This is a genomic window from Ruegeria sp. AU67 (genome assembly GCF_900312795.1).
Lineage (GTDB): Bacteria > Pseudomonadota > Alphaproteobacteria > Rhodobacterales > Rhodobacteraceae > Ruegeria > Ruegeria atlantica.
In genome coordinates this window covers 92,749-117,522 of sequence record NZ_OMPH01000011.1, presented here as the reverse complement: position 1 = coordinate 117,522, position 24,774 = coordinate 92,749, and the positions used below count along the sequence as shown (strand labels likewise).

The window sequence follows — 24,774 nt, the reverse complement described above, 5'->3', positions numbered from 1 at the left end:
GGCCAGTCCGTTGAATACCAGTTTTTCGAAAGCTGGGTCTGCGCGGGACCGCGTCAGACCGTTCCGCCCAAAGACCCTTCCAGCTGAGCCAATTCCTGACCACCTGCCATCAGGTCCTGTAGTTCTTCGGGCGAAATCTCACCCCGTTTGGCAGTGCCCAGAGTTTTACCCCGGTTCAACACTGTAAACCGATCGCCGACCGCCAGCGCGTGACGAACATTGTGGCTGATGAACACCACACCCACACCCTGACTGCGCACTTTGTCGATGGTCGCCAAAACGTTCGAAGTCTGGCGCACGCCAAGAGCCGATGTCGGTTCGTCCAAAATCAAGATTTTAGCGCCAAAATGCACGGCCCGTGCAATCGCAACCGTCTGACGCTCACCACCTGACAACGTACCCACAGCCTGATCGGGACCACGCAAGTTGATACCCATTTTGCGCATTTCTTCCATGGTGATTTCGTCGGCCAACTTCTTGTCGAAAAAGCTGATCCCGGCGACTTTGCGCGTGGGTTCATTGCCCATGAAGAAGTTGCGGCTGACGCTCATCAGCGGGATCATAGCCAGATGCTGGTGTACTGTTGCGATCCCGGCTTCGATGGCATCACGCGGGTCCTCAAAATGCATGGGTTTGTCTTCAAAGATGATCTCGCCAGCTGTCGGCTTATGGACCCCGGACATCGTCTTGATGAAGGTCGATTTACCTGCACCATTGTCACCCAGAAGGCAGTGACACTCACCCGGCTTCAGATCAAAGCTGACCCCGGCTAGAGCAATCACAGAGCCAAAGTGCTTTTCAATGTCGATCATCCGGATAATCGGATCCTGACCCTGCACATCACCGTGATGGAAATTGGTATCTTCGGTCATCTCAGCGTTCTCCTGTGATGATGCGACGGATGTAAGTGTTCAGGATCACGGCACCCAAAAGGATCACGCCCAGGAACACCCGGAACAAAGAGCTTTCGACCCCGGCAAAAAACAGCCCCTGCTGCACCACGCCAAAGATCAATGCCCCAAGCGCCGCCCCAAGGACCGAGCCATAACCGCCGGTCAGCAGCGCACCGCCGATCACCACGGCGATGATTGCCTCGAATTCCTTCAGCAACCCGCGATCTGCACCGGCGGAACCGAATTCCATAACCTGACAGGTCGCAAAAACCGTCGCGCAGAAGGCGGTGAACATGAACATCAGAACTTTGACTCTGTTCACCGGAACACCCGAGTTTCGCGCAGCCTCAGCGTCACCCCCCGAGGCGAAGATCCAGTTGCCAAACTTTGTTTTGGTCAGAAGCACATGGCCGAAGATGATAAGCGCGATGGCCCAAATAATCAGCATGGGGATACCGTCAACCACCGGCTGACCCTCGCGCGTGCCGCGTTCAAAAGTTCCGATTAGGTCATTATCACCCAACCAGACGAAAAAGCCCTGCCCTATCTTGCCGCCAAACACCGATGCCAGCCAATCGCCCTCGGCTACATCCCGAATGCCGCCAATGATTGTTTTCCGCTCGATTGTTTGCGGCAGAAAAATGGTAAAACCACGCAGAATAAACAGGAAGGCCAGTGTCACGATAAAGCTGGGCAATCCGGTGCGCACGACGATAAAGCCGTTCAGCGCCCCAATTGAGACGCAAAGTACAAAGGTCACCATGATGGCAATCCAGACCGGCCAGCTAAGAGTAACCGAGAAAATCGCGATCATCATGCCTGCGAACCCGATCATTGAGCCGACGGAAAGGTCAAACTCCCCCGCGATCATAAGCAAACAGGCACCAACTGCGATAATCATGAACTGCGCGGAAACCACGGACCAGTTCATCACGCCCTGGCTGGTGAACATGCCGCTGTCAAAAGCGAACAGCAGGAAAAACGTGAATACCGCGACTGTGCCAACCATTCCGCCCAATTCGGGGCGTATCAGGGCCTGGCGTAGAGGTGATATCTCTTTTACCCGCTCGTCACCACCGACTGCGGATTGCGCTGACTCAGCCATTGTTGCCTCCTTGGCGCGTTCGTCTGAATGCTTGCATCAGGTGGTGCGGACACACGTCATGCGTCCGCACCGTCTTGAAGATCAGCGGTATTCGCCCGCGAACTCTTCGATCTTTTCCAACCCGTCAGCGGTCACGAAACCGGGGCCTGAGTTGATGTTGTTGCCCGGCAGAACGCCGTAGCGGTGGTAGTTCGTCATCACGACGACTGGCAGGTAGGCCTGCAGGAAGGGCTGCTGGTCGATGCCCCACTGGATCACACCACTTTTGATGCCTTTGACGATTTCACCACCCAGATCGAAGGTGCCGAAGTAAATGTCACCGGCCATGCCATTTTCTTCCAGCGCCAGAATGGTTGGGTCAGCCGATGTCGGGCCAAGTGTCAAAACGGCTTCCGTTTCGGGGTTTGCCGACAAGTAGGCCAGAACTCGGTTCTTGATCTCGGCCGGGTCTTGACCCGCGTCGATCATCTGCTCACCCAGTTCAATGCCCAGACCGTCTGCAAAGCCCTGGCAGCGTTCTTGGCTGGATGGCTGCACGATATAGTGGTTCACGCACAGGAACGAGCCGATGCCATCGTCTTTGGCGCGCTGGCCAGCGGCCAATCCAGCGTCATATTCCGGTTGGCCGACATACATCAGCGCACCAACTTCGCGCGCCTTTTCCGGCGTGCCAGTGTTCATGATGATGACGTCGATACCGGAATCCACGGCGGCTTTGATCGGACCTTCCAAAATGTCCGGGTCGGCCAGCGTAGTGATGATACCATTGGGTCCCGAAGCTGCGGCTTGATCGATGATCCGCGCCATGTCGGCAAGGTCACCGGTAGGCGGGTTGCGATATTCGACCTCAACACCCATCTGATCGCCCGCCAGGGCAATACCGTTTTTGATGGTGTTCCACCAGCTGTCACTGTCCGGAGCATGGCTGACCAGAATATACTTCTCGCCTTCTGCCGCAACGCCTGTGGCGCCGGCAAATGCGACTGCGCTGGCCATCAGCACACCTTTAACGATTTTTTTCATTTCCATTCCTCCCAATAGAAAATTCAATCTTGGTGCCGGGTCTGCCCGGCCATTCGGCTAAACCGAATCTCGTCTGCTCCGATCGGTGACCGGGCTTCCTTCAGTTTCCGGAAATCCGATCATTTTGCAACCGGTTTCAAAAAACTTCCTCCATCGCCACGGGCCTTCCGGACTTCGCCGAGCGCGTTGCGGCTTCGGCCATTGCCAACGCCGCGACACCATCCTCAAGTGTTACCGGCACGTCCGAGCCGGACTGAATGGCACGCGTAAACGCATCCCATTCGGCGCGGTAAGCGGCCATGTAGCGTTCAAGAAAGAAGTATGTTGGCTTCGCTCCGGTCACACCGTCGGCCGTTGATTTAACAATTGAATTCTCAAGGACATTATGCGCCTGCAAAAGGCCTCTTGAGCCTAGCAGTTCGACCCGTTGATCATATCCGTATGCTGCCCGCCGCGAGTTCTTGATAACAGCGAGGCTACCATCCGCGTAAGCCATTGTTACCACAGCCGTATCCACGTCACCGGCCTGCCCTATTTCCGGATCGACGACCGAGGTTCCCACGGCTGAAATGGTGACAGGAATTTGCCCCGTCAGGTAGTTGGCCATATCAAAATCATGAATCATCATGTCCCGGAACAACCCGCCCGATACCTTGACATAACTTACCGGAGGCGGCGCCGGATCAAACGACGTAATGGACAAGAGTTCAGCTTTACCGACCTCGCCCGCATCATAGGCGGCTTTGAGCGCCTGGAAATTTGGGTCGAAGCGACGATTGAAGCCAAGCATGACCGGTTGACCAGTCGCGCCCGCAGCTTTTTGGCAAATTTTTGCTCGCTCAAGGTCTAGATCGACGGGTTTTTCGCACAGGACCGCTTTGCCGGCCTGCGTTGCCGCTTCGATCAGGTCGGAATGCGTATCTGTTGGCGTTGCGATCAGAACCGCATCAATCGTAGAATCACCGATAATCTCGTCAGAGCTTTGCACCCTGGCCCCGTACTCAGCAGCCAATCCGACAGCGGCATCATTCACCGCATCTGAAATAACTGTCAATTCGGTTTTGGGGTGTGCCGAAATCGCTTCCGCATGCACGCGACCGATACGTCCGGCCCCCAGCAATCCGATCTTCAACATACGGTCCCCCGAATCAATTCTCAGGTGACACAATCAATTTTTTTGCAACCGGTTGCAAGAATTAATTTCGACGGCCCTATTCTGCTTTGAAAGGCTCAAGGCTGTCTCGGAACTGCTCGATGAATTCCAACGTCACTAGTGAAGGTTGTTTCAAAATCGGGCGAACAAGCGAGAGAGTATGCGGCAAGAATGGCTTGAACGGTCGATAGCTTAATCCGAGCGCTGCGTATTGGACGGCGTCAAGTTCGCTCACGACGGAGACACCAACGCCTTTAACGGCCAATTCACATGCCGCCGTGAACTGCCTGACTTCAATATGGGAATTCAATTCCACATTGGCACTTTGAAATGCTTTTGAGAGCCGTCCGAAAAAGTCGCTGTCGCGTCGGGTGTGGATAATTTTGCTGTTTACGAGGTCCGTCGGTGTAACCTCAGAGAGGTTTTCCAATTCACTTCCGGTGGGGAACACACAAACCGTCCGGACCTCGATATCCCAGCTTTCGACAGCGGGGTGACCGTTAAAGCTGTCGGTGATCCCGAAATCATACTGCTCGCCGATCATCCATTCAAGAATGCGCTCAGGTCTGTCAGGTTCGATCGTCAGGGTGACGCCGGGCCGATCCTTCAAGAATCTGGCGACAACATCGGGCAAATGGCTGGTGGCGAACCCGGGCAGGCATGCAACACGGATGTGCCCTGCTTTACGCTGTGTGATGTCCTGGCTGACGTCAGAAATTTGCTTCATCAGTTCCAGAACGCGCTCGACGCTGGGCAAAAGATACCGCACTTCCTGTGTCGGCATCAAACGGCCTTCGCGGCGATCGAAAAGCTGAAACCCAAGTGACTTTTCAAGATCCGAAAGCAACCTGCTGACGGCTGGCTGGCTCACCCCCAGGTCGGTCGCTGCCGCCGTAACAGAGCCGTTGGTGGTGACAGCCATAAGGGCTTCTAACTGCCGGACCCTAAGAATTTGACTCATTACCGATCCCAATCTACCGCCCTCGCCTCATAACACTATGTTATTTTTTTATCCAGTAAATTGGGCTTGAATTATATTTCTGTAACGTTAACGTCGTGAAATCGTCATGTGTGCCGTTTACCCGTTGCGGTCGGTATTCAACGAAGCATCGAACCTGATGCATGGGAGGAATCATGAAAAAGAATTTTCTCGGCGCTCTCGCCGTAACAACTGCATTGTCCCCAGTGGCGGCAATGGCACAAACCGAGGTTCAGTTCTGGCACGCCTTTACCGGCCGCCTTGGTGAGCTTGTCAAAGCCCAAGTGGAAGAGTTCAACGCCAGTCAGGACGAGTTTGTCGTGGTCGAAAGCCACAAGGGCAACTACTCGGAAACCCTGAACGCGGGCATCGCCGCCTTCCGCGCGGGTGAGCAGCCGCAAATCCTGATGGTATTCGAGGTCGGCACGGCAACGATGATGTCAGCCGAAGGTGCGATCCGACCGGTCTACGAAGTGATGGCTGAAAGTGGCGCGTCTTTTGATCCCGACGCATATATCGGTGCCGTCAAAGGGTACTATACGACCACTGACGGGGACATGCTTTCGCTGCCCTTCAACTCATCCACACCAGTTCTTTGGGTCAACCGCGATGCGTTCGAAGCGGCAGGCGTTGATCCAGACACGGATCTGTCCACGTGGGAAAAGGTTGGAGACGTACTTGAACAGCTCAAGGCTGGGGGCGAAGACTGCCCGCTGGTCACGGCATGGCAGAGCTGGATCCATCTTGAAAACATGTCGGCCTATCACGACGTTCCATTCGCGTCTCAGGACAACGGTTTTGCCGGTCTGGATACCGAGCTGATGCTGAACGGTCCGGCGCAAGTGGCACACCTGACCGCGATGGGTGATTGGGCCAAGGATGGCAAGTTCATCTATACCGGTCGCAGAAACGAAGGTGGCGCGAACTTCCGGTCAGGCGAATGCGCATTGTTCACTGAAAGTTCGGCAGGTTACGCGGGCATTAAGGCAGAGGCCGAGTTCGATTTCGACGTCCGTCCGCTGCCCTACTGGGAAGCCGTCACAAGTGAGCCGCAGAACACCATAATCGGTGGCGCATCCCTTTGGGTAATGGAAGGTCATGACCCTGAGGAGTACAAGGGCGTCGGAGAGTTCCTGAGCTTCCTGTCATCGTCCGACGTGCAGTCGGCCTGGCACCAGAACACCGGCTACCTTCCAATCACGGCCGAAGCGGGTGATGCGACACGTGCGGCAGGTTTTTATGACGAAAACCCCGGCACCGACATCGCTGTGATCCAGATGACCGCGAAAGAGCCGACAGCAAATTCCAAAGGTCTGCGTCTGGGATCATTCGACCAGATCCGCGGTATCATCGACGAAGAGCTTGAGGCCGTCTGGGCCGGTGAGAAAACTGCTCAGGAAGCGATGGATAGCGCGAAGGAACGTGGTGACGCGCTGCTGCGCCGCTTCGAATCCGCCAATCAATAAGTCATAACTTCATGCGGGCCCTTTTCGGGCCCGCATTATCTTTCTTCGGTGGAAATTCAGGATGGAAAAACGCGTCACCTTTCGCGGCTGGCTATTGCCATTGGCGCTGATCGCCCCACAGGTCATCATTTCCGCCGTCTTCTTCTTTTATCCCGCCGGTCAGGCGGTGTGGCAGTCCCTGTTCATTCCCGACCCGTTCGGTCTGTCGTCGCAGTTTGTGGGGCTCGGCAACTTTGAGTTCCTGCTGAGCGACAAGTATTATCGCGCATCTTTCGTCACAACCGCCGTGTTTTCGACGCTTGTGACGCTCTGCTCAATGATACCGGCGCTATTTCTGGCAGTTATCGCGGACAGGCTCATTAAAGGTTCGGGTGTTTATCGCACATTGCTGATCTGGCCTTATGCCGTGGCCCCCGCCGTGGCTGGTGTGCTGTGGCTGTTTATGTTCAATACACGCGTTGGTGTGGTGGCGTGGTATCTCAGCCAGCTTGGCTATGATTGGAACCATGTCCTGAACGATACCGAAGCTATGGGGTTGGTTGTTGTCGCCTCGGCCTGGGGCCGCATCAGTTATAACTTCCTGTTCTTCTTTGCAGCGCTGCAATCCGTTCCCCGCTCGGTCATCGAAGCGGCGGCGATTGACGGCGCGCATTTCTGGCGCCGGTTCTTCACGATTGTGCTGCCGCTGCTGTCCCCGACTGCATTCTTCCTGCTGGTGGTAAACGTTGTTTATGCCTTCTTTGAAACCTTCGGGGTGATTCACACAATCACCGGCGGCGGCCCGCAACAGGCGACAACAATCCTGGTCTACAAGGTCTTCTCAGATGGGTTTGTCGGGCAAGATCTTGGGTCATCTTCGGCGCAATCTGTTATCTTGCTGATTGTTGTCGGCCTACTGACCGTCATTCAGTTCAAATACGTGGAAAAGAGGGTGCATTACTGATGGCAGCCCAACAACACGGAATGGTCGAAAAACGCGGCGTAGGCATATGGTTTACCCATGCATTCATGATCCTAGGCGTTTTGATCATCTTTTTCCCGATCTGGCTGGCCTTTGTAGCCTCGACCGTGACCCAGGCAGACATCGTTTCGCCACCTATGCCCGTAGTGCCGGGTGATCAGTTCTGGGTGAACTACAAAGCGGCGCTGTTCTCGGGTGTAAACGTGCCCGTTGCGACGATGCTGTTCAACAGCCTGGTGATGGCAATTGGCATCGCGGTGGGCAAAATCATCATCTCGCTGCTGTCAGCGTTTGCGATTGTCTACTTCAAGTTTCCAGGCCGTACGACGTTTTTCTGGCTGATCTTCCTGACCCTGATGCTGCCGGTCGAGGTGCGGATTGTTCCAACCTTCGAGGTAGTTGCCGGGTTTGGCATGCTCAACAGTTATTACGGTCTGATCTTTCCCCTGATCGCTTCGGCAACGGCGACCTTCCTGTTCCGTCAGTTCTTCCTGACGATCCCTGATGAACTGGCCGAAGCTGCCCGCGTGGATGGCGCGCGACCGATGCGGTTCTTCATCGACATCGTGGTGCCCATGAGCCGGACCAATATCGCGGCGCTGTTTGTGATCTTGTTCATCTACGGCTGGAACCAATACCTGTGGCCGCTGCTGATCACGACAGACCCTGAAATGAACACCATCGTGATGGGCATCAAGCAGATGTTCCCGTCGGGTGATGATTTTGCGCATTGGCCGACGATCATGGCGACCTCAATTCTGGCAATGATCCCGCCGGTCATCGTGGTGGTGTCGATGCAAAAGCTCTTTGTCCGCGGCCTTGTCGATAGCGAGAAATAAGAAATGGCAACAGTAACCCTAGAGAACGTCAAAAAGAGTTTTGGCCCGACGGATGTGATCCACGGTATTGATGTCAATATCGCAGACGGAGAGTTCATCGTGATCGTCGGCCCCTCGGGCTGCGGTAAATCCACGCTGCTGCGAATGGTGGCGGGGCTGGAAACGGTTACGTCCGGAGAAATCCGGATCGGCGAGGAACGGGCCAACGACAAAGAGCCAATGGATCGGGACATCGCGATGGTGTTCCAGAACTATGCGCTCTACCCGCACATGTCCGTGCGTCAGAATATGGGTTACGGCCTGAAGATTGCCGGACTTCCCAAAGATCAGATCAATCAAAAGGTGACTGCCGCGGCAAAGCTATTGCAGTTGGAACCTTTGCTGGATCGTAAGCCCAGACAACTGTCTGGCGGTCAACGCCAAAGGGTGGCCATGGGCCGTGCCATTGTCCGCGAACCGGCAGTCTTCCTGTTTGATGAGCCGCTCTCGAACCTCGATGCCAAACTGCGTGTTCAGATGCGTCTGGAAATCCGAGAGCTCCAGGAAAAGCTTGGAGTCACCTCCCTGTACGTTACGCACGACCAAGTCGAAGCCATGACGATGGCCGACAGAATGATCGTGATGAATGGCGGTATCGCCGAGCAAATCGGGACCCCCTTGGAAGTTTACGAAACTCCCAGAACTCTGTTCGCAGCGCAGTTTATTGGCAGCCCTGCGATGAATGTGTTTGATGCCCGACGTGAAAACGGGACGGTCAGGATCGGAGAAATTGAGGTCGGCGCATCCCAGGGGCCTGATATCGCGGTAAAGTTGGGGATACGACCAGAGCATCTGTTATTGGACGAAAACGGTCCGTTGGAAGCAGCAATCCAGATTGCGGAACCGTTGGGGGCAAACACTCTATTGCACGGTCAGCTCATAGGCTCTGGCAGCGCGATTACGATAAGCCTTCCGGGTGTCCACCCAATCGAAGGCCAGCATCCGAACATGCGGTTTTCGATTGCCTCAGAGAATATGCACCTGTTTGACCAATCAACCGGCGAAAGGCTGCAAAGCTGATGACGTTTCCACAGGTTGAAGCCTTTCGCGGCGGTGAAAACCTGATCCGGGTTGTGGGGCACCGGGGTGCCCGCGGCGTTTTACCTGAAAACAGCATGATTGGCTTTGACTTTTCGCTGTCCATCGGCGTCCCGCTTCTGGAATTTGATGTCGTTCTGACCGCAGATAGCGTTCCGGTCATAACCCATAACCACCGACTGCACGCACCGACATTTCGTGACGCCAATGGTCGATTTTTGGTGGGAGAGGAGCCAAAGGTTTCCTCGTTGACCCTCGAACAGATTCGGCAATTCGACATCGGACGGTTGGATGGGCATTCGGCCTATGGTCGTCGTTTTCCAGACCAGGCCCAAATGGACGGTGTTCGTGTTCCAACGCTGATAAACCTGCTGGAACTGGTCGATGACCCAAAATACAGCGATGCCTGTCTGATGCTCGAACTAAAGTCTGATCCTGATTTGACACACGATGCGTTTTACAGACAGAACTTCGTCGGGCGGGTTCTCCAAGACGTTCGCGCCAAGGATATGTCGTCGCGTGCGGTTCTGCACAGCTTTGACTGGGCTCTATTGGAGGAATGTCAGCGACAGGCCCCTGATATGCCGTCTTCGTACCTGACGCAGCTTCCCGATAACGCGGATGATGTGGGCGAGGACTCATCAAAAGCAGTTTGTCCGGATTTTCGTGGCCGTCGCGATGAAATTCCAAATTTGGTCAAAGAAGCGGGCGGTGCGCTTTGGTGCCCGTATTTTGCGGATGTGACTGCAGAAAGCGTGGCTCTGGCCAAAAAGCTGGGCCTGTGCGTCGCAGTGTGGACAGTCAATGAACACGAAGACATTGGCAAGATGACTAATCTAGGCGTGGACGCAATCGTATCCGACTATCCCGGCCGGGTTCAAAGGCATCTGTCGGATTTGGGGATGAGGTGGAGTGCCATCCACTGGGATCAGTATTCATAACCAGTACATGACGGTTGCTGCGAGTGCGATGGCTGACAGAAAGAACCTTGGGCACCGGTCATGGCGGTTGCCACTCACCCGCAATCTTTAATCCTACCAAGCATGATCTCGATGCGGTTTTGCAGTTTGTATCTTCGCTTTTCAAATTTTATCAATGTCCTGCGTTGTTTTCTACCAGAGATGCAGCCGTGTACCCCTTTGTCTTTCAACGCGTCTCGGAACCCGTCAGCATCATGGCCACGATCTCCTGGAAGCCGGCCCACATTTGGCATTCTGCTGCGCAGAGCCCCAGCATTGATGTAATCGCGGACTTGCCCTGCGGTAAAGAAGAGGCTGAGCCGACGCCCATGGTTATCACAGATCGCGTGCAGCATAGTGTTCTTGGCGCCCTTGGCTCGACCGAACAGGCAGCCACGCCTCATTTTTTGCAGCCATGCCAGTCGGGGTGCGTTGTGCTTTGAGAAAGATCGAGTCGATCATTGACGACTTTTTCTTGCTATGCATATCGGCCAACCCGGTCATCATCCGAGCGAAGATACCGTTCTCGTTCCAGCGTTTCCACCAGCTATGTAGCGTCCTGTGAGGCCGATATTCAGCAGGCGCGTGTCGCCAGCGGAAACCATTACGGTAGATGAAGACAGTCCCACTCAGACCCGTTTGCTATCGCCCCCAGTTTTGCCGTGCGTCTTCAGGCAGGGGTCTGAATGTTGCTTCACCCATTTGCGCAAAGAATGCGTGTGGACGCCCAACCGCTTGGATACCTCTCGATCCGGACAACCCCCGAGCTGAAAGCAATGGAGCGCGAACTGTGCCATGCGCTGAACCTGAAACCCCAACGAATTGGAAAACTACGGGCGCGCGAAAGGGTCGCAAGATCTGAAAAGTTCAGGACACCGCACCGGTATTTCCAAGTTGTATAACATTGCTTGCAGGCAGTGTCGGATGGTTCAGCCAAGTGGTCAGCGTTTGGACATGACCCTTCCAGAAATCTGGCGCATCCGCTGGGGCGTAGCAACAGGTACTGCGGCGACCCCATAGGTTCCCGGCAACAATCAAGATGTTGACCGTCCCTGTGCAGCTTGAATTCCAAGCACCATGATCGCAATTGTCCCCGGCGTTTAACGTAACAATATCAATGGTCAAAAAACAACTTGCGCTGGTCCGGAATCAACTTAAACAGAAAATATGAAATGCCACCAAAATCCCATTCTGCTTGAACTAGGAAACAGCCCTGTTATCGCGAAGGGAAACAGGCAATTCGTATATGAACACCCATTTGATAAGGGGTTGCTGTTAAAGGTTCCGCAACCTCATACAATGGATGCAGGTTCGAGGCTTGTAACCGACAAGTGGTATGACCGACTGTTTCGCAGAGCTACCGCTTTTAAGGGTTTCATGCGTGAGTTTGATGAAGCCTTTTTTCTGATGATCCGCCATCAGAAAAATCCGGACGTCATGCCCGTTTGCAGAGTGTTTGGCACAGCACCAACAGACAAAGGTTTGGCGTTGGTATATGAACGCATTTCTGATCCGGATGGACAGCTTTCCCCAAGCCTGGGTCAGTTGATTGCGGAAGATCGTCTCACCCCTCAGCATTTGAGCGATCTCAATAGTCACTTCGACCAACTGTCAGATGAACGTGTCATCATAAGCAACAAGAACACTGGCAATCTTGTCTATCAAACTTGGCCCGACGGAGCCGGGCGATGGGTCTGGATTGACAGCTTTGGGTCTAAACAAGTCATTCCTCTGCGAAGATGGGTTCGCAGTTACAATGACCGCAAGCTTGGCCAAGTTCGAAAAAAGTTCTTTGACTTGATAGACGCCGCAAAGGGCTAGTCGTCAGACTAGCCCAGTTAATTGCCGTAGAGAGGGTTCTATCAGCCCAGGCCAAATGCCTGGCCCATGCGCGTCCGGCGGCGCTCGATGGATTTGCGGAATGCTAAGTCAGAAACCAGCGTCAGCGGAAACAACACTCTTTCGCCCAAGCCATCGATAACGACCAGTTTTCCATTGCGCTCTTGCGCCCGTACAATGTTTTCAAAACCTAGGTCGCCCACGATAATCCGGCCACGTTCAAGGTCGTCCATGAGTTCCATGAATTCACTGTGCAACTGCTTGCGCTCTGACATGTCATCGCCCAATGCGGCCCGTTCCGACTCCAGCGTTGGCGCCAAATCGCCATCAGGACCGGTCATCTTTTCGACCACTAGTGCTGGTCCTTGAGATGTTGCAGCATACCCCATAAAATCCGCAAGGCGTTCAATCTCGGGGCAGCCTCGTGTCAACGCGGCTAAGTATTCGTTTGATTCCCGGTTCCACTGACGGAGGTTGCCATAGCGCCTCTCGGCATAACGAGGAATTACGTGGTTACGCACCGGTTCATCCACCCGGACTTTCAACAGCGCGCGCTCAATAAACGGATGCTGATAAATTTCGTAGTTGCGGCTTCTTCGCAATGGCCGAATTTTACTTAAGTTTATCATGTTGTTTTGCCGATCCTAACAAAGAAGATCACCGATTACAGTGATACTCTCAAACCAAAGTCTTCAATTAGTCCGTTTCATGTTTGACGACAACCAGATGCCGAAACCAGACATTTAGTACCGGCATCTTGCGGAACGTATCGATAGTGAATCAGTACGGTTCTTAAGTCCAGATTTTGCGGAAGTATTTGATTGCCTTGAAGCCGCTCAGTGACTTCAAACGGCGGATGTAGTTGAAGGCATCAAGGGAGTATTTCAAATTCGAGCGAACCTGGTCTTGGCTTTCGCAGCGATACCGTTTGACAGTTGCCTCACAAATCGGCCGCAAAGCGTCTACAACTCTAGGAGCACCTTATGCTTCGAAATCTATGCAGAAGTCGCCATCGCGGAATTTTCTTGCATTTGCTTCACGCGGCACTGCAGTGGCCTTTAACCACGCCTTCCGCTTTCTCTTAGAGTTCCTCGTGGTATCCACTATCGATAGCAGACACTTAGGCTCTCGCTATAAAACGCGTATGGTCAGGTTTATCGGGCGGACACAGTTATCCCGCAGCCCGTGCGCTACAAACATCAAAAGTTCTTCTGACCCTTCAGCCTCACGTTATAGCCAAAGGCGATGGTTTTGAAATTAGACGCGGCGAGAGAGCGTTTTTCAACTGGCATGAAGGCATGGTCACGTCTGACCTAGATACAGGTACCGTCACTGACTGGGCATTCCAGAATATTGTTGATGATTCACTAAGTGATGACTCTTTCAAAACGTATCTATGATACGAGCAATCCCGAAATTTTGTTGGCTCCGACCTCCAGCAAATTGACGAACCGCATTAAACTTTCCAAATCGTGGCGCTGGGTTGGAGCGTGAACTGACAGTGTGGCCACGAGTCTGTTGTTTTTATCTATGACCGGGACAGCTACGGCGGCCATCCCGTGCATGAATTCTTCGTCATCCGTTGAGTACCCTCTTTTTGCAATGTCCATGACTTCGGCGCGTAGGGCATCAGGGTCAGTTATTGTTTTTTTTGTACTTGGGTTCAGTTTGCGAGCGGAGAGAAACCCGTCCAGCGTGTTCTGACGAAGCGTAGAAAGATACATCTTTCCACTGGCCGTGCAATGAAACGGAACTTGAGTGCCAATCGGCAATTGAATCCTCAAGGGCCATTTTGTTTCCACCCGATCCAGATAAATCATACTTTCCCGATCCGGGATGGCGAGGTTGCAGGTCTCGCCAATTTCATCGGCGACACCTCGAAGGATCGCAAGGCGGGCCGTTCGAAGGTGCTCCGACGAGACCGTGTTCACCGACAGTTGCCGCAAACGTGGCCCGGGACCATAGGATCGGCCATCCAGATCACGTTGTAGGAACCCTTCGGCCTCAGCCGTTAGAAGCAGGCGATGGACTGTCGGTTTCGCCAGACCCAATGATTCAATCAGGTCTGACGGTTTGACTGCGACCCCGCGCTTTGCAACCTCTTCAAGGATCAATAGCAAACGCAGGTTCGTCGGGATTTGGGATTCTTTCTCTCGCGTGTCTGCGTTTGCCATCCCGCTAAACTCTAGTTGTTTGGCAACAAGATCAAGGCCAGATCAGGCACCAGAGAGACCAAAATCCACACAGACAGCAACGCCACAAGGTACGGCACAGTGTAGCGCAGCAGCCGGAAGTAAGGCACGCCTGTCACACCGGACGCAACATAGAGGTTCAGGCCATAAGGCGGCGTGATGAACCCAATTGACGCACCCACAAGGAAGATCACCGAGAAGTGGATCGGATCGACCCCTACCGACGCAGCAATTGGCGCGAGGATCGGCGCAAGGATAATCGTGACCGGCAGACTTTCTAGCACCATGCCTGAGAAGAAGACGATGACCATCGATGTGAAAAGGACCGCGTAATATCCCCCCATCGAAGTCACGAAATCTCCGATCGTTTGTTGTGCTCCAAGCAGCGACAGAATTTGCTGCATGACCACCGAGATCGCAATCAGCGGCGCAAGGATACCCGTGATCTGGGCGGAGCGGATCACGATCGAGGGGATCTCAGGGATCGTGAAGCCTTCGACAACCAGCATTTCGGCAAAGCTTTTGTCTGTGGGCGAGATATTATCCCGCGCGCCCATGATCCGGTTGATCGGATAGCTGACCAAGCCCGCGATGACACAGAAACCAACGGTTACACCCGCCGCCTCGGTCGGCGAGAACTTGCCTGTATAGATGCCCCATAGCACGAGGCCGATGGCGAAAAAGCCGAGCCATGCACCAAATGCCGTTTTGAGAATCCGGTTCAGTTGCAGCGGAATCAGGTGCCCCCATCCATTGATCCGACAGATGATCCAGCACGCGAATTGCATACCAAAAACCATAAGCGCACCAGGTATGATACCGGCGACGAACAGCTCAGAAATGGGCAGGTTCATCAAGAACCCGTAGACGATGAAGATGATGGATGGAGGAATGATGATCCCAACCGTACCGCCCGCCGCCGCCGTGGCCGCGCTAAAGCGTTCGTCATAGCCGCCTTTGACCATCTCAGGGTGCAGCATTGAACCGATCGTTGCGGTCGTTGCAGAGTTCGACCCGGAAATCGCGGCAAACAATCCACACGCCCCAAGCGATGCCATAGCCAGCCCGCCGCGTATCCAGCCTAAACAGGAATAGGCAAAATCACTCAGCCGCCGCGCGATCCCCGATTTGTTGATCAGGTCGCCGGTCAGGATGAACAGCGGCATCGCCAACAAGGCGAAGCCTTTGTTGAACACGTTCAGTAGCTCTGCACCCATATTGTCGAGTGTCAGCCCCAGAACGAATGAGCATCCGATCACCCAGTATCCGATGACCAGCAGCACCGGCACGCCCAACATGAACAGAAACGTCACGCCCAGCGAAATAAGTGTAACTAAAGTTCCGTCTGTCATCAGTCTGCCCCTATCACGGCCTGCTTGATCAGCGGCTCTCCGGTTTTCCAATTGTGCAGATCGTCAGCAAGGTTTTGAAACACGCGACCGACCATCAAAAAGAAGGACACAGGCGCGGCCAACAGAAACCACCACTGCATGATGTTGTCTGTCCCAAGTACGATCTGAAAATTCGATGCTGACAGCGCAACGAGGCGTGTTGTGGTCACGATGACGATTACTGCAAAGATGAACCACAAAATGGCATCCAAAAACAAACACGCCAGTTGACCGCCGCGTGGCATCGCGGTGCGAAACTCGCTGAAGCTAAGATGCGTGCGCAGGCGGACATTATAGGACGCACCAAACCAGGCCATTATCATGAACAGAAGCGGAGGAATGGTGGTAGACCAGGGTTCCTGATCGTTAAAGACAAAGCGGTCAATCACACCCCAGAAGATGATCAGCGCAATCGCAAGGTAGGAATAGACCATGATCGACCGTTCGAAGTGGCGTTCAATAAAGGGCACTTTGCGATAGATCAGCATTACAAGAAAACCGCCGAGCGCGGCGGCAACAGTGCCGACAACCCAGGCGGCGTCGGATTCCAATGCGGATTGGATTTCGAATGAATCGCGAGTGAGCAAGGCGCTGAATATTGCCCCGATATCTGCCCATAGTGACATGAACCCCGTCCTCCCAGTCGGTGTTTAGAGAAACCGGCCCGCGAGGGGCCGGTTCGAAATGTTAGATCAGGCCGCGCCTTTCCACCAACGGCGGGGCTCAACGTTTTCGGGCAGTGTGTCTGCTGGGATCTGCCGCGCGATGTCGTAGATTTCCTGATAGGTGTCGATGCCACCGGCCCATTTGTTCAGCCGCTCGCGCCACTGCGCCCAGGGTTCAGGATTAAAGTTCGGCGCACACATTTCCTCGGCCAGTTTGATCTGATCGTCCGGCAGGAATGCTGCACGTACACCGTTTTCCGCAAAGATGGTGTTAGGCAGCTGTGGTTCCGAGAAACCAACCGTGTTCAGCAGTGCAGCTTCGTTTGCACCCTGAATAAGGGCCTGCGTGAAATAGGACGATTCCATAACCGCGTCCTGAAGTTCACCGCCAAGACCGTCAAACACTTTGGCCGACATTGACGTATGTTCAGTACCGCAGAAGAATTTTAGATTGACGGATTGCGAGACGACCGGAGCCATGTTTGCGTAGGCAACGGCTGATGCCCAAGTTTCCGCTCCGTCGATCAGGCCGGTCTTCAGTGCGTCCAGTGTTTCTTCCCATGCCACCGGAACGGGATTCAGGTTCAGCAGCTGCATGGCGATCCGGCCAAGCTGTGTCCCTGTCACACGGTTCTTCGTCCCGAACAGTTCTTCCAGTTTGGTGACAGTTGGCTTGTCAGAGAAGGTCGAGCCCATTTGCAGACCGCGCAGTTCACAGTGGGTGAACAGGAATTTCAGCCCGTGGCGCTTTTCGAGGGGGTCTCGCAGAATACGCTGGCTGTCGGGGCTGTAGAAGAAATGATACTGCGCCGCCCTGCTGGGGAACATATAGGCATAGTCCAGCACGTTCAGATATGGCGCACCGCCCGCAGAGTTCTGGGTCGACGCCGCATAGATGTCGACGATTCCCTGCTGAGTCTTCTCAACACAGCTCAGTTGTCCGCAGATCTGGTTGTCGCCAATGAACTCGATCCGAATCTCACCGTCAGTGCGTTCTTCCAGATCTCGGGCGAATTCGATGGCCCCAGCCCGTTCGATCAGCAGGTTGCGCGTGTTGAAGCCCGAAGCGCCGAATTTCAGCGTGTGTTTAGGTTCTTTCGAAAACCGTTTTTCATAAGTTGATTCTGCGGCTTGCGCCAAATTGGCCAAACTCATCGCGCCGCCAAATCCACCTGCCGCCAGCAGCGTTGAACTCATGCCATAGCGCCCGGCTACGCGGAAAAAATCCCGCCGTGAGACACCGCTTAGTTTCTTACCGATCTCCATTGCTTACCTCCCTGATCGCAATTATTGAGACGTTTTGTATCAAAAAATGCTAGTATAGTTCCGGCAATTTGCATAGTGTTTTTTTCAGTTACCTTGAGAGGAGACCGTCATGGAGGTGGATTATGCAGTCGTCGGAGCAGGCTCTTCGGGCTGCGTCATTGCCAATCGGCTAAGCGCTGACCCCAGCACAACAGTGGCATTGTTGGAAGCTGGTGGACCTGACACCAACCCGTGGATTCACATACCGGTTGGATACTTCAAAACCATGCATAACCCCTCATTGGATTGGTGTTACCGCACTGAACCAGACCCAGGTTTGAATGGACGCTCGATTGATTGGCCACGCGGAAAGGTTCTTGGGGGATCATCCTCGTTGAACGGGCTTTTGTATGTTCGCGGTCAGAAAGAGGACTATGACCGCTGGCGTCAGATGGGTAACGTCGGCTGGGGTTGGGATGACGTCTTGCCTCTGTTCAAACGCAGCGAGGATCAAGAGCGCGGCGAAGACGCATTTCACGGTACAGGCGGCCCGCTGTCGGTATCCAACATGCGCATTCAAAGACCGATCTGTGACGCCTGGGTCGCCGCCGCCCAAGAGGCGGGTTACCCGTTTAATCCTGACTACAATGGGGCCGATCAGGAAGGCGTTGGCTATTTCCAGTTGACCACTCGGAACGGGCGTCGCTGCAGTGCGGCCATTGCATACCTCAAACCGATCAGGAACAGGCCAAACCTGAACATCATCACCCGTGCATTGGTAACCAAGGTCGAACTGGACGGCAAAAAAGCAACCGGTCTTCTTTATCGCGACCGATCAGGTGAAGTGAAGTCGATCAAAGTGCGCCGCGAAATCATCTTGTCCGGTGGTGCCATCAACTCACCTCAGATTTTGATGTTGTCAGGCATCGGAGACCCGGATCACTTGAAGGCCAACGGCATTGAACCCGTTCATTCGCTGCCCGGCGTCGGCAAAGGACTGCAGGATCACTTGCAGGCACGCCTGGTCTTCAAATGCAACGAGCCAACGCTGAATGATGAAGTGCGCAGCCTGTTCAATCAGGCACGGATCGCGCTGAAATACGCGCTATTCCGGGCCGGACCTATGACAATGGCGGCCAGCCTGGCCACCGGATTTCTGAAAACCCGCCCGGAAGTTCAGACTCCTGACATTCAATTCCACGTTCAACCCTGGTCCGCCGACAGCCCCGGAGAGGGCGTGCACCCGTTTTCTGCCTTCACAATGTCCGTCTGTCAGCTGAGGCCGGAAAGCCGCGGAGAACTGCGTCTGGATGGCCCCGATCCGGCCAGTTACGTCAAGATCATTCCAAACTATTTGTCGACGGAAACTGATTGCAGAACGATCGTCGACGGCGTGAACATCGCGCGGGACATCGCCCGGCATAATCCACTGGCTTCTAAGATTTCAGAAGAGTTCCGGCCAACCTCTGATCTGTCCCGCGATGACTACGAAGGCACTTTGGATTGGGCGCGCTCTAATTCCGTCTCGATCTATCACCCGACAGGAACCTGCGCGATGGGTACCTCGGAAAGCTCTGTTGTGGATCCAAACCTGAAGGTCAAAGGAATCGAAAATCTGCGCGTTGCCGACTGTTCAATCATGCCGGAAATCGTCAGCGGCAACACTAATGCTCCAGCAATCATGATCGGTGAAAAAGCCAGTGTGTTGCTATGCGCAAACAAGTGATTTTGGGCTTTTTGTGACCTTCCTTATCCGTGCCTGGATCTGACCTGTACAAGATGGTCAGATTCCATAAGTTCCACGGGCATGTCGAAGACAATGGCCTACGGCGCTTACGCATTTTGGACAGCCAGAATAGAACGCTCAAAGAGTGCCTATTTTTCAGCCATCATTAAACCTCGTGCCAAACTGGCCTCTACCACAGAGATTGGCTTGAAGCATGCCTGCCGCAGAATCAGTGGGACTTTGGCTCAAGAGCGGTAAAGTCAGCTATCGCCTCGCGGCAACCACGTTGCCAAATCGCAGCCAGCCAGGTGGAAAAAGCGTCTGTGAACTGCGTGTCGCGGCCTAAGTCACCAAAATACTGGCTTTGTTCAATCCACAAAATCGGATTGGCCTTGGAAGCCAGTGCGGTTTTTTGCAAATGCTCCCAATGGGGATCGTTTGGGGCAATTTCTGAACCATCTTCGCGAATGCCTGCACACATCCGGCACCAGAATGCTTCGGCCAGCGCAAGCCCATTTACGGACGACCCGGACGCAAGTGCATCGCGCAGCGACGGCATTAAGAAACCCGGGTGTCGTGAAGATCCATCAAACGCCACGCGTCGTGTTGTGTCGTGGATGGTGTCGTTGGAAAATCGCCTCTCAACCAACTCAAGATATTCGGCGGCAGTGGTTCCGGGGACGGCTTCCACCTGAGGCAGAATTTCTTCCGTCTGAACTTTCCAGAAAAACGCCACGATGTCCGGGTCCTGCATGCAGTCTGAAATTGTGGGCACATTCAGAATCTCCCCGACATTTGCGAGCAGTTGGTGGCCGCCGTTCAATATACGCAGCTTCATCGCCTCATAGCTGTGGACGTCCTGCGTCAGGGTTACTCCAACTTGCTCAAGGGGCGGTCGTTCAGCGCAGAAATTGTCCTCAATCACCCATTGGCGAAAGTTCTCATGCGTGACCGGTGCGCGGTCGTCGACGCCCAGTGCCCGGCATTGCGCTACGACCTCCTCGGTCGTTGCGGGAACAATGCAGTCCACCATCGAGTTCGGAAACGCTCCATTCTGATCGATCCAATCGGCCAGATCCGGATCGGATAGACGCGCCAAACCAACAACGCAGTTTCGCAGAATCCCACCGTTACCTTGAAGGTTATCGCAGCTGAGAGCGGTAAAGGGTTTCAAACCATTTGTACGCCGTTGCCTGAGCGCCGCGACCATGGCGCCGAAAGCCGTACGCGGCTGCTCCGGGTTCTCGGCATCGTGCCGAATATCTGCGTGATCCGTATCGAACGCGTCAGTGTCGGCGTCTGGAAAATACCCACCTTCGGTTACAGTCAGCGAAACAATCCGAATGGCCGGGTCGGCCATTGTCCGGATAAGCGCGGTATTGTCGTCTTCGATCGGCAGGTAATCGATCATCGGACCAATCACTTCGGCGGACATTCCTTTTGGGTCCAGTTCGATCAGCGTTGTCAGGCAGTCCTGCGCCAACAGTCGCTCTCGCATGTTTGCGTCATAGCTTCGAACACCTGCCCCGATGATTGCCCAGTCATGGGCCTGGCCCAGCTGCATCAACTGGTGAATATACCAGGCCTGATGCGCGCGATGAAAGTTGCCAAGTCCGATATGGACAATGCCCGGTGTCAGGTCAGAGCGGGCATAGGTCGGTGTCCTGACAATCTCTGGCAGGTCTGAAAGACTGTCACGCCGTAGCCGTACCGAAGGTTTTGCATTCGCCACAGGGTCCATCAGTTCATCCAGTTTCCGCCATCAACATTGTAGGTTTGTGCGACGATGTACTTTGCATCTTCAGAAGCCAGAAATACTGCCATCCCGGTCAGATCTTCGGCCCGACCCATTCGGCCATAAGGAACGGCTGCAGCCACTTCGCGTTTCTTCTGGCCCAGTGGTTTGCCTTCGTGCTTTGCAAAAAACGCATCAACACCATCCCAGTGCTCGCCATCAACAACACCAGGTGCAATGGCGTTTACGTTGATCCCATGAGAGATCAGGTTCAGCCCGGCCGATTGGGTCAAGGATATGATCGCGGCTTTGCTGGCACAGTACACGGCGACCAACGGCTCGCCCCTACGCCCCGCCTGCGATGCCATGTTGATGATCCGACCTTTGGTCCCTTGATCAATCATGTGGCGCGCAACGGCCTGCATCGTAAACAGCGCGCCAGCAACGTTGATGTCAAAAACGCGATTGTAGTCAGCACGCTCAATTTTAACGATTGGAGCAGCGGAGAAGATGGCCGCGTTGTTGATCAGAATGTCGATTGGGCCAAAATGTGCAGCCGTTCGTGCGACGGCGTCTTCTATGCTTTGTTGGCTGGTCACATCCATCTCGACGGCCAACGCGGCTGCGCCGATCTCAGTTGCTGCCTCCTGCGCGCGCTGCCCGTCTATGTCCGCGATGGCGACGCGCGCGCCCTCAGCCACATAAGCCTTGGCAAACGCCAGTCCGATGCCCCGCCCGGCCCCGGTGATCAGGGCAGTTTTTCCGGTCAGACGCGTCATTCGAACCGCAGACCTTTCGCGTCAAACCGGTGGATGGCATCCGAGCGTGGCGTCAGGTGGATACGGTCGCCGTGGCGAAAGCTGACCTCGCCATCTGCTCGGACGGTGATGGTCTCGGCCAACCCTGTTTCGTGGACGTGGAAGAAAGTGTCAGAACCTAGGTGCTCAGAAACGCTTACGACGCCGGACCAGTCTCCCTCAGATTCAGACACCGCAATGTGTTCAGGGCGAATTCCGATGGTCTGGGCACCGAGCTTTTCTGCTTCGGGGCCTTCGATGAAGTTCATCTTGGGCGAACCGATGAAGCCTGCAACAAACAGGTTGCGCGGCGTTCGGTACAGCTCCAACGGGCTGCCTACCTGTTCGATCACACCTGCCTGAAGCACAACGATCTTGTCGGCCATAGTCATGGCTTCGACCTGATCGTGGGTGACGTAGATCATCGTAGTCGCCAAACGTTCGTGCAGTTCGCTGATTTCCAGCCGCATGCCAACGCGCAAGGCGGCGTCCAGGTTCGACAGCGGTTCATCAAACAGGAACGCAGCCGGCTCGCGTACAATGGCCCGACCGATGGCCACCCTTTGACGTTGCCCGCCAGACAGTTGGCCGGGACGACGATCCAGGTAGTCGGTCAGGTTCAGAACGCTCGCCGCACCTTCAACTCGCTTGTCGATCTCAGCCTGATCCAGTTTCGCCATGCGCAGCGGAAATGCGATGTTCTTGCGAACGGTCATGTGCGGATACAAGGCGTAGGATTGGAACACCATCGCCAGCCCGCGTTTGGCAGGCGGCACGTCGGTTGCGTCGGCGCCGTCAATGTCGATGGAGCCAGAGGTCATGTCTTCCAGTCCCGCAATCAGGCGCAGCAGAGTGGACTTGCCGCAACCCGAGGGGCCGACAAATACGGTGAACTCGCCATCTTCGATGGTCAGATCCAGCGGGGGAATGACCTCTACGTCGCCGAAGCTTTTGGTCACGGACTTGAGTTGTATACGTCCCATACGAAGTCTTCCTTATTTCACAGCGCCGAAAGTCAGGCCGCGGACAAGTTGTTTCTGGCTGAACCAGCCAAGGATCAGGATGGGTGCAATCGCCATGGTCGAGGCCGCGCTGAGCTTGGCAAAGAACAAGCCTTCAGGGCTGGAATAGCTGGCGATAAATGCGGTGAGCGGGGCTGCATCGACGGCCGTCAGGTTTAGGGTCCAGAACGCCTCGTTCCAGGCAAGGATGAAGTTCAGTAGAACGGTCGATGCAATGCCGGGGATGGCCATGGGCGTCAGGATATAAAGGATTTCCTCTTTCAGCGTCGCACCGTCCATTCGTGCCGCTTCGAGGATTTCCCCCGGAATTTCGCGGAAATAGGTGTAGAGCATCCAGACGATGATCGGCAGGTTGATCAGCATCAGCACCACGACCAGCCCGCCGCGACTGTCCAGCAATCCCAGCTGAATGAACAGCAAGTAAATCGGGTACAGAACACCAACTGCGGGCAACATCTTTGTGGACAGCATCCACAACAGAATGTCCTTGGTGCGTCTGGACGGAACAAACGCCATCGCCCAGGCTGCGGGTATCGCGACGATTACACCCAAAAGTGTTGATCCGCCTGCGATGATGACTGAATTCCACAGGAACCGCATATAGTCAGAGCGTTCCTGCACGATGGCGTAATTTTCGAGCGTCCAGTCGAAGTTGAGGAAGATCGGTGGGCTTGCAATCGCCTGTGCCTCGGTCTTGAAGCTGGTCAGGATCGTCCAGAGGATCGGGAAAAAGATCAGCAGACCTACGGCCCAGGCAAGGGCGGTGTTTAGTGTTTTGCGTTGTGTCGTGACGGTGCGGGCCATGGTTTTGTCTCCTCACGCGTCCAGGTTTTTGCCAACGATGCGCATCAGGAAGATGGCAACGATATTGGCCAGGATGATTGCATAGACACCACCGGCTGATCCGAGGCCAACGTTCTGGCTTTCCAACACGCGCTGGAAGATCAAGTAGGTAAGTGTACGGGTGCCGAAGGCGCCGCCGGTGGTCACGAAAATCTCGGCGAAGATCGACAGTAGAAAGATCGTCTGGATCAGGATCACAATCGTAATGGCGCGACCAAGATGCGGCAGGATGATGTGATAAAAGCGTTTAAGCACCGGCGCACCGTCCATCTCGGCCGCTTCCAGCTGTTCACTGTCCAGAGACTGGATAGCGGTCAGCAGGATCAGCGTCGCAAAGGGCAGCCACTGCCAGGAAACGATCATAACGATCGAGGTCATCGAAGCCTCGGACAGCCACGAAATCGGCTCAGCCCCGAAAAAGCGCCACAGATGGGCCAGCAAACCGTTCACCGGGTCCATGAACATGTTCTTCCAAACCAGAGCTGATACGGTCGGCATGACAAAGAATGGCGCGATCACAAGGATGCGGACAACGCCCTGCCCCCACATGGGTTGATCCAGCAGCATGGCCAGCAGAATGCCCAGAATGACCGTAATCACCAGCACGCCGCCAACGATCACCAATGTTGCTTGGACCGCGGGCCAGAAGGAACTGGAGGATACGAAACGAACGTAATTGTCGAACCCGACCCAACCCAGATCGCCTCCACGCAGCGGCAGGTATTTCTTGAAAGAAAAATACAGCGTCATCGTCAGAGGCACGAGCATCCAGCCAAGCAGCAGGACCACTGCTGGTGCCATCATCAGGCGGGCAACTGATCGGGAATGTTGAGTAGCCATTAGGCAAACCCTCTCTGTTCAGGC

General features: G+C 54.6%; 22 protein-coding genes and 1 pseudogene. 7 read left to right on the top strand and 16 right to left on the bottom strand.

Annotation, left to right across the window (positions count from 1 at the left end; genetic code table 11):
* Positions 1 to 53: 53 nt before the first annotated feature.
* From DK510_RS03635 to DK510_RS03615, 5 genes are all read right to left on the bottom strand, one after another.
* On the bottom strand, positions 54 to 872 hold the full coding sequence (locus tag DK510_RS03635; RefSeq protein ID WP_058274555.1) for an ATP-binding cassette domain-containing protein: 819 nt from the start codon (positions 870 to 872) through the stop codon (positions 54 to 56).
* Between the two features lies 1 nt (position 873).
* Entirely contained in the window at positions 874 to 1,998 is a 1,125-nt protein-coding gene (locus DK510_RS03630; RefSeq protein ID WP_058274556.1) for an ABC transporter permease, read from the bottom strand.
* A gap of 81 nt (positions 1,999 to 2,079) precedes the next feature.
* Entirely contained in the window at positions 2,080 to 3,021 is a 942-nt protein-coding gene (locus DK510_RS03625; protein WP_058274571.1) for a sugar ABC transporter substrate-binding protein, read from the bottom strand.
* Between the two features lie 136 nt (positions 3,022 to 3,157).
* A complete protein-coding gene (gene iolG / locus DK510_RS03620) occupies positions 3,158 to 4,156 on the bottom strand; it encodes an inositol 2-dehydrogenase (RefSeq protein WP_109310945.1) in 999 nt (332 codons plus the stop codon).
* 76 nt (positions 4,157 to 4,232) lie between these two features.
* Positions 4,233 to 5,135 carry a LysR substrate-binding domain-containing protein gene (locus DK510_RS03615; protein ID WP_109310944.1) on the bottom strand — a complete coding sequence of 301 codons (903 nt, stop codon included), beginning with the start codon at positions 5,133 to 5,135 and terminating at the stop codon, positions 4,233 to 4,235.
* Between the two features lie 173 nt (positions 5,136 to 5,308).
* Between DK510_RS03615 and ugpB the strand changes: the two genes are divergently transcribed.
* The 5 genes from ugpB to DK510_RS03590 all read left to right on the top strand — a co-directional run bounded on the left by ugpB (position 5,309) and on the right by DK510_RS03590 (position 10,437).
* Positions 5,309 to 6,619 (top strand): sn-glycerol-3-phosphate ABC transporter substrate-binding protein UgpB, encoded by a 1,311-nt coding sequence (gene ugpB, locus DK510_RS03610; RefSeq protein WP_109310943.1) that lies wholly within the window; start codon positions 5,309 to 5,311, stop codon positions 6,617 to 6,619.
* Positions 6,620 to 6,680: 61 nt separating this feature from the next.
* A complete protein-coding gene (ugpA, locus tag DK510_RS03605) occupies positions 6,681 to 7,562 on the top strand; it encodes a sn-glycerol-3-phosphate ABC transporter permease UgpA (protein ID WP_058274560.1) in 882 nt (293 codons plus the stop codon).
* A 20-nt stretch (positions 7,563 to 7,582) separates the two neighbouring features.
* Entirely contained in the window at positions 7,583 to 8,419 is an 837-nt protein-coding gene (gene ugpE, locus DK510_RS03600) for a sn-glycerol-3-phosphate ABC transporter permease UgpE (protein WP_058274572.1), read from the top strand.
* Between the two features lie 3 nt (positions 8,420 to 8,422).
* A complete protein-coding gene (gene ugpC, locus DK510_RS03595; protein ID WP_109310942.1) occupies positions 8,423 to 9,478 on the top strand; it encodes a sn-glycerol-3-phosphate ABC transporter ATP-binding protein UgpC in 1,056 nt (351 codons plus the stop codon).
* Positions 9,478 to 10,437, top strand: coding sequence for a glycerophosphodiester phosphodiesterase family protein (locus DK510_RS03590; RefSeq protein ID WP_234998875.1), 960 nt, complete (start codon positions 9,478 to 9,480; stop codon positions 10,435 to 10,437). Before ugpC ends, DK510_RS03590 begins: the two co-directional genes overlap by 1 nt.
* On the opposite strand, the pseudogene DK510_RS03585 reads toward DK510_RS03590, so the two are convergent.
* Positions 10,432 to 11,186 (bottom strand): annotated as a pseudogene (locus DK510_RS03585) (IS5 family transposase). The gene DK510_RS03590 and the pseudogene DK510_RS03585 overlap by 6 nt on opposite strands.
* A gap of 436 nt (positions 11,187 to 11,622) precedes the next feature.
* On the opposite strand from DK510_RS03585, the gene DK510_RS03580 reads away from it, so the two are divergent.
* Positions 11,623 to 12,276 (top strand): YrbL family protein, encoded by a 654-nt coding sequence (locus DK510_RS03580; RefSeq protein ID WP_109310940.1) that lies wholly within the window; start codon positions 11,623 to 11,625, stop codon positions 12,274 to 12,276.
* 41 nt (positions 12,277 to 12,317) lie between these two features.
* Here DK510_RS03580 and DK510_RS03575 read toward each other — a convergent pair whose 3' ends face one another.
* From DK510_RS03575 to DK510_RS03555, 5 genes are all read right to left on the bottom strand, one after another.
* A complete protein-coding gene (locus DK510_RS03575) occupies positions 12,318 to 12,923 on the bottom strand; it encodes a YrbL family protein (protein ID WP_109310939.1) in 606 nt (201 codons plus the stop codon).
* Between the two features lie 765 nt (positions 12,924 to 13,688).
* Entirely contained in the window at positions 13,689 to 14,468 is a 780-nt protein-coding gene (locus DK510_RS03570) for an IclR family transcriptional regulator (protein ID WP_109310938.1), read from the bottom strand.
* 11 nt (positions 14,469 to 14,479) lie between these two features.
* The gene (locus tag DK510_RS03565; RefSeq protein ID WP_058276698.1) at positions 14,480 to 15,838 is read right to left on the bottom strand and encodes a TRAP transporter large permease; all 1,359 of its coding nucleotides are present in this window, start codon (positions 15,836 to 15,838) and stop codon (positions 14,480 to 14,482) included.
* A complete protein-coding gene (locus DK510_RS03560) occupies positions 15,838 to 16,503 on the bottom strand; it encodes a TRAP transporter small permease (protein ID WP_058273421.1) in 666 nt (221 codons plus the stop codon). The genes DK510_RS03565 and DK510_RS03560 overlap by 1 nt, the downstream gene beginning before the upstream one ends.
* 66 nt (positions 16,504 to 16,569) lie before the next feature.
* Positions 16,570 to 17,808: a TRAP transporter substrate-binding protein gene (locus DK510_RS03555; protein WP_058273422.1), complete on the bottom strand. Its 1,239-nt coding sequence runs from the start codon at positions 17,806 to 17,808 to the stop codon at positions 16,570 to 16,572.
* 109 nt (positions 17,809 to 17,917) lie between these two features.
* Between DK510_RS03555 and DK510_RS03550 the strand changes: the two genes are divergently transcribed.
* Entirely contained in the window at positions 17,918 to 19,513 is a 1,596-nt protein-coding gene (locus tag DK510_RS03550) for a GMC family oxidoreductase (protein WP_109310937.1), read from the top strand.
* A gap of 229 nt (positions 19,514 to 19,742) precedes the next feature.
* Here the strand turns inward: DK510_RS03550 and DK510_RS03545 are convergent, their stop codons facing one another.
* The 5 genes from DK510_RS03545 to DK510_RS03525 are packed head-to-tail and all read right to left on the bottom strand — an operon-like array spanning position 19,743 to position 24,750.
* Complete coding sequence (locus tag DK510_RS03545) at positions 19,743 to 21,254, bottom strand: mannitol dehydrogenase family protein (protein ID WP_109310936.1); 1,512 nt, start codon at positions 21,252 to 21,254, stop codon at positions 19,743 to 19,745.
* Positions 21,254 to 22,027: an L-iditol 2-dehydrogenase gene (locus DK510_RS03540; protein WP_109310935.1), complete on the bottom strand. Its 774-nt coding sequence runs from the start codon at positions 22,025 to 22,027 to the stop codon at positions 21,254 to 21,256. Before DK510_RS03540 ends, DK510_RS03545 begins: the two co-directional genes overlap by 1 nt.
* Positions 22,024 to 23,028, bottom strand: coding sequence for an ABC transporter ATP-binding protein (locus DK510_RS03535; RefSeq protein WP_108859808.1), 1,005 nt, complete (start codon positions 23,026 to 23,028; stop codon positions 22,024 to 22,026). Before DK510_RS03535 ends, DK510_RS03540 begins: the two co-directional genes overlap by 4 nt.
* A 12-nt stretch (positions 23,029 to 23,040) precedes the next feature.
* Complete coding sequence (locus DK510_RS03530) at positions 23,041 to 23,871, bottom strand: carbohydrate ABC transporter permease (protein ID WP_109310934.1); 831 nt, start codon at positions 23,869 to 23,871, stop codon at positions 23,041 to 23,043.
* 12 nt (positions 23,872 to 23,883) lie between these two features.
* Positions 23,884 to 24,750 carry a carbohydrate ABC transporter permease gene (locus DK510_RS03525; RefSeq protein WP_109310933.1) on the bottom strand — a complete coding sequence of 289 codons (867 nt, stop codon included), beginning with the start codon at positions 24,748 to 24,750 and terminating at the stop codon, positions 23,884 to 23,886.
* Positions 24,751 to 24,774 lie beyond the last annotated feature (24 nt).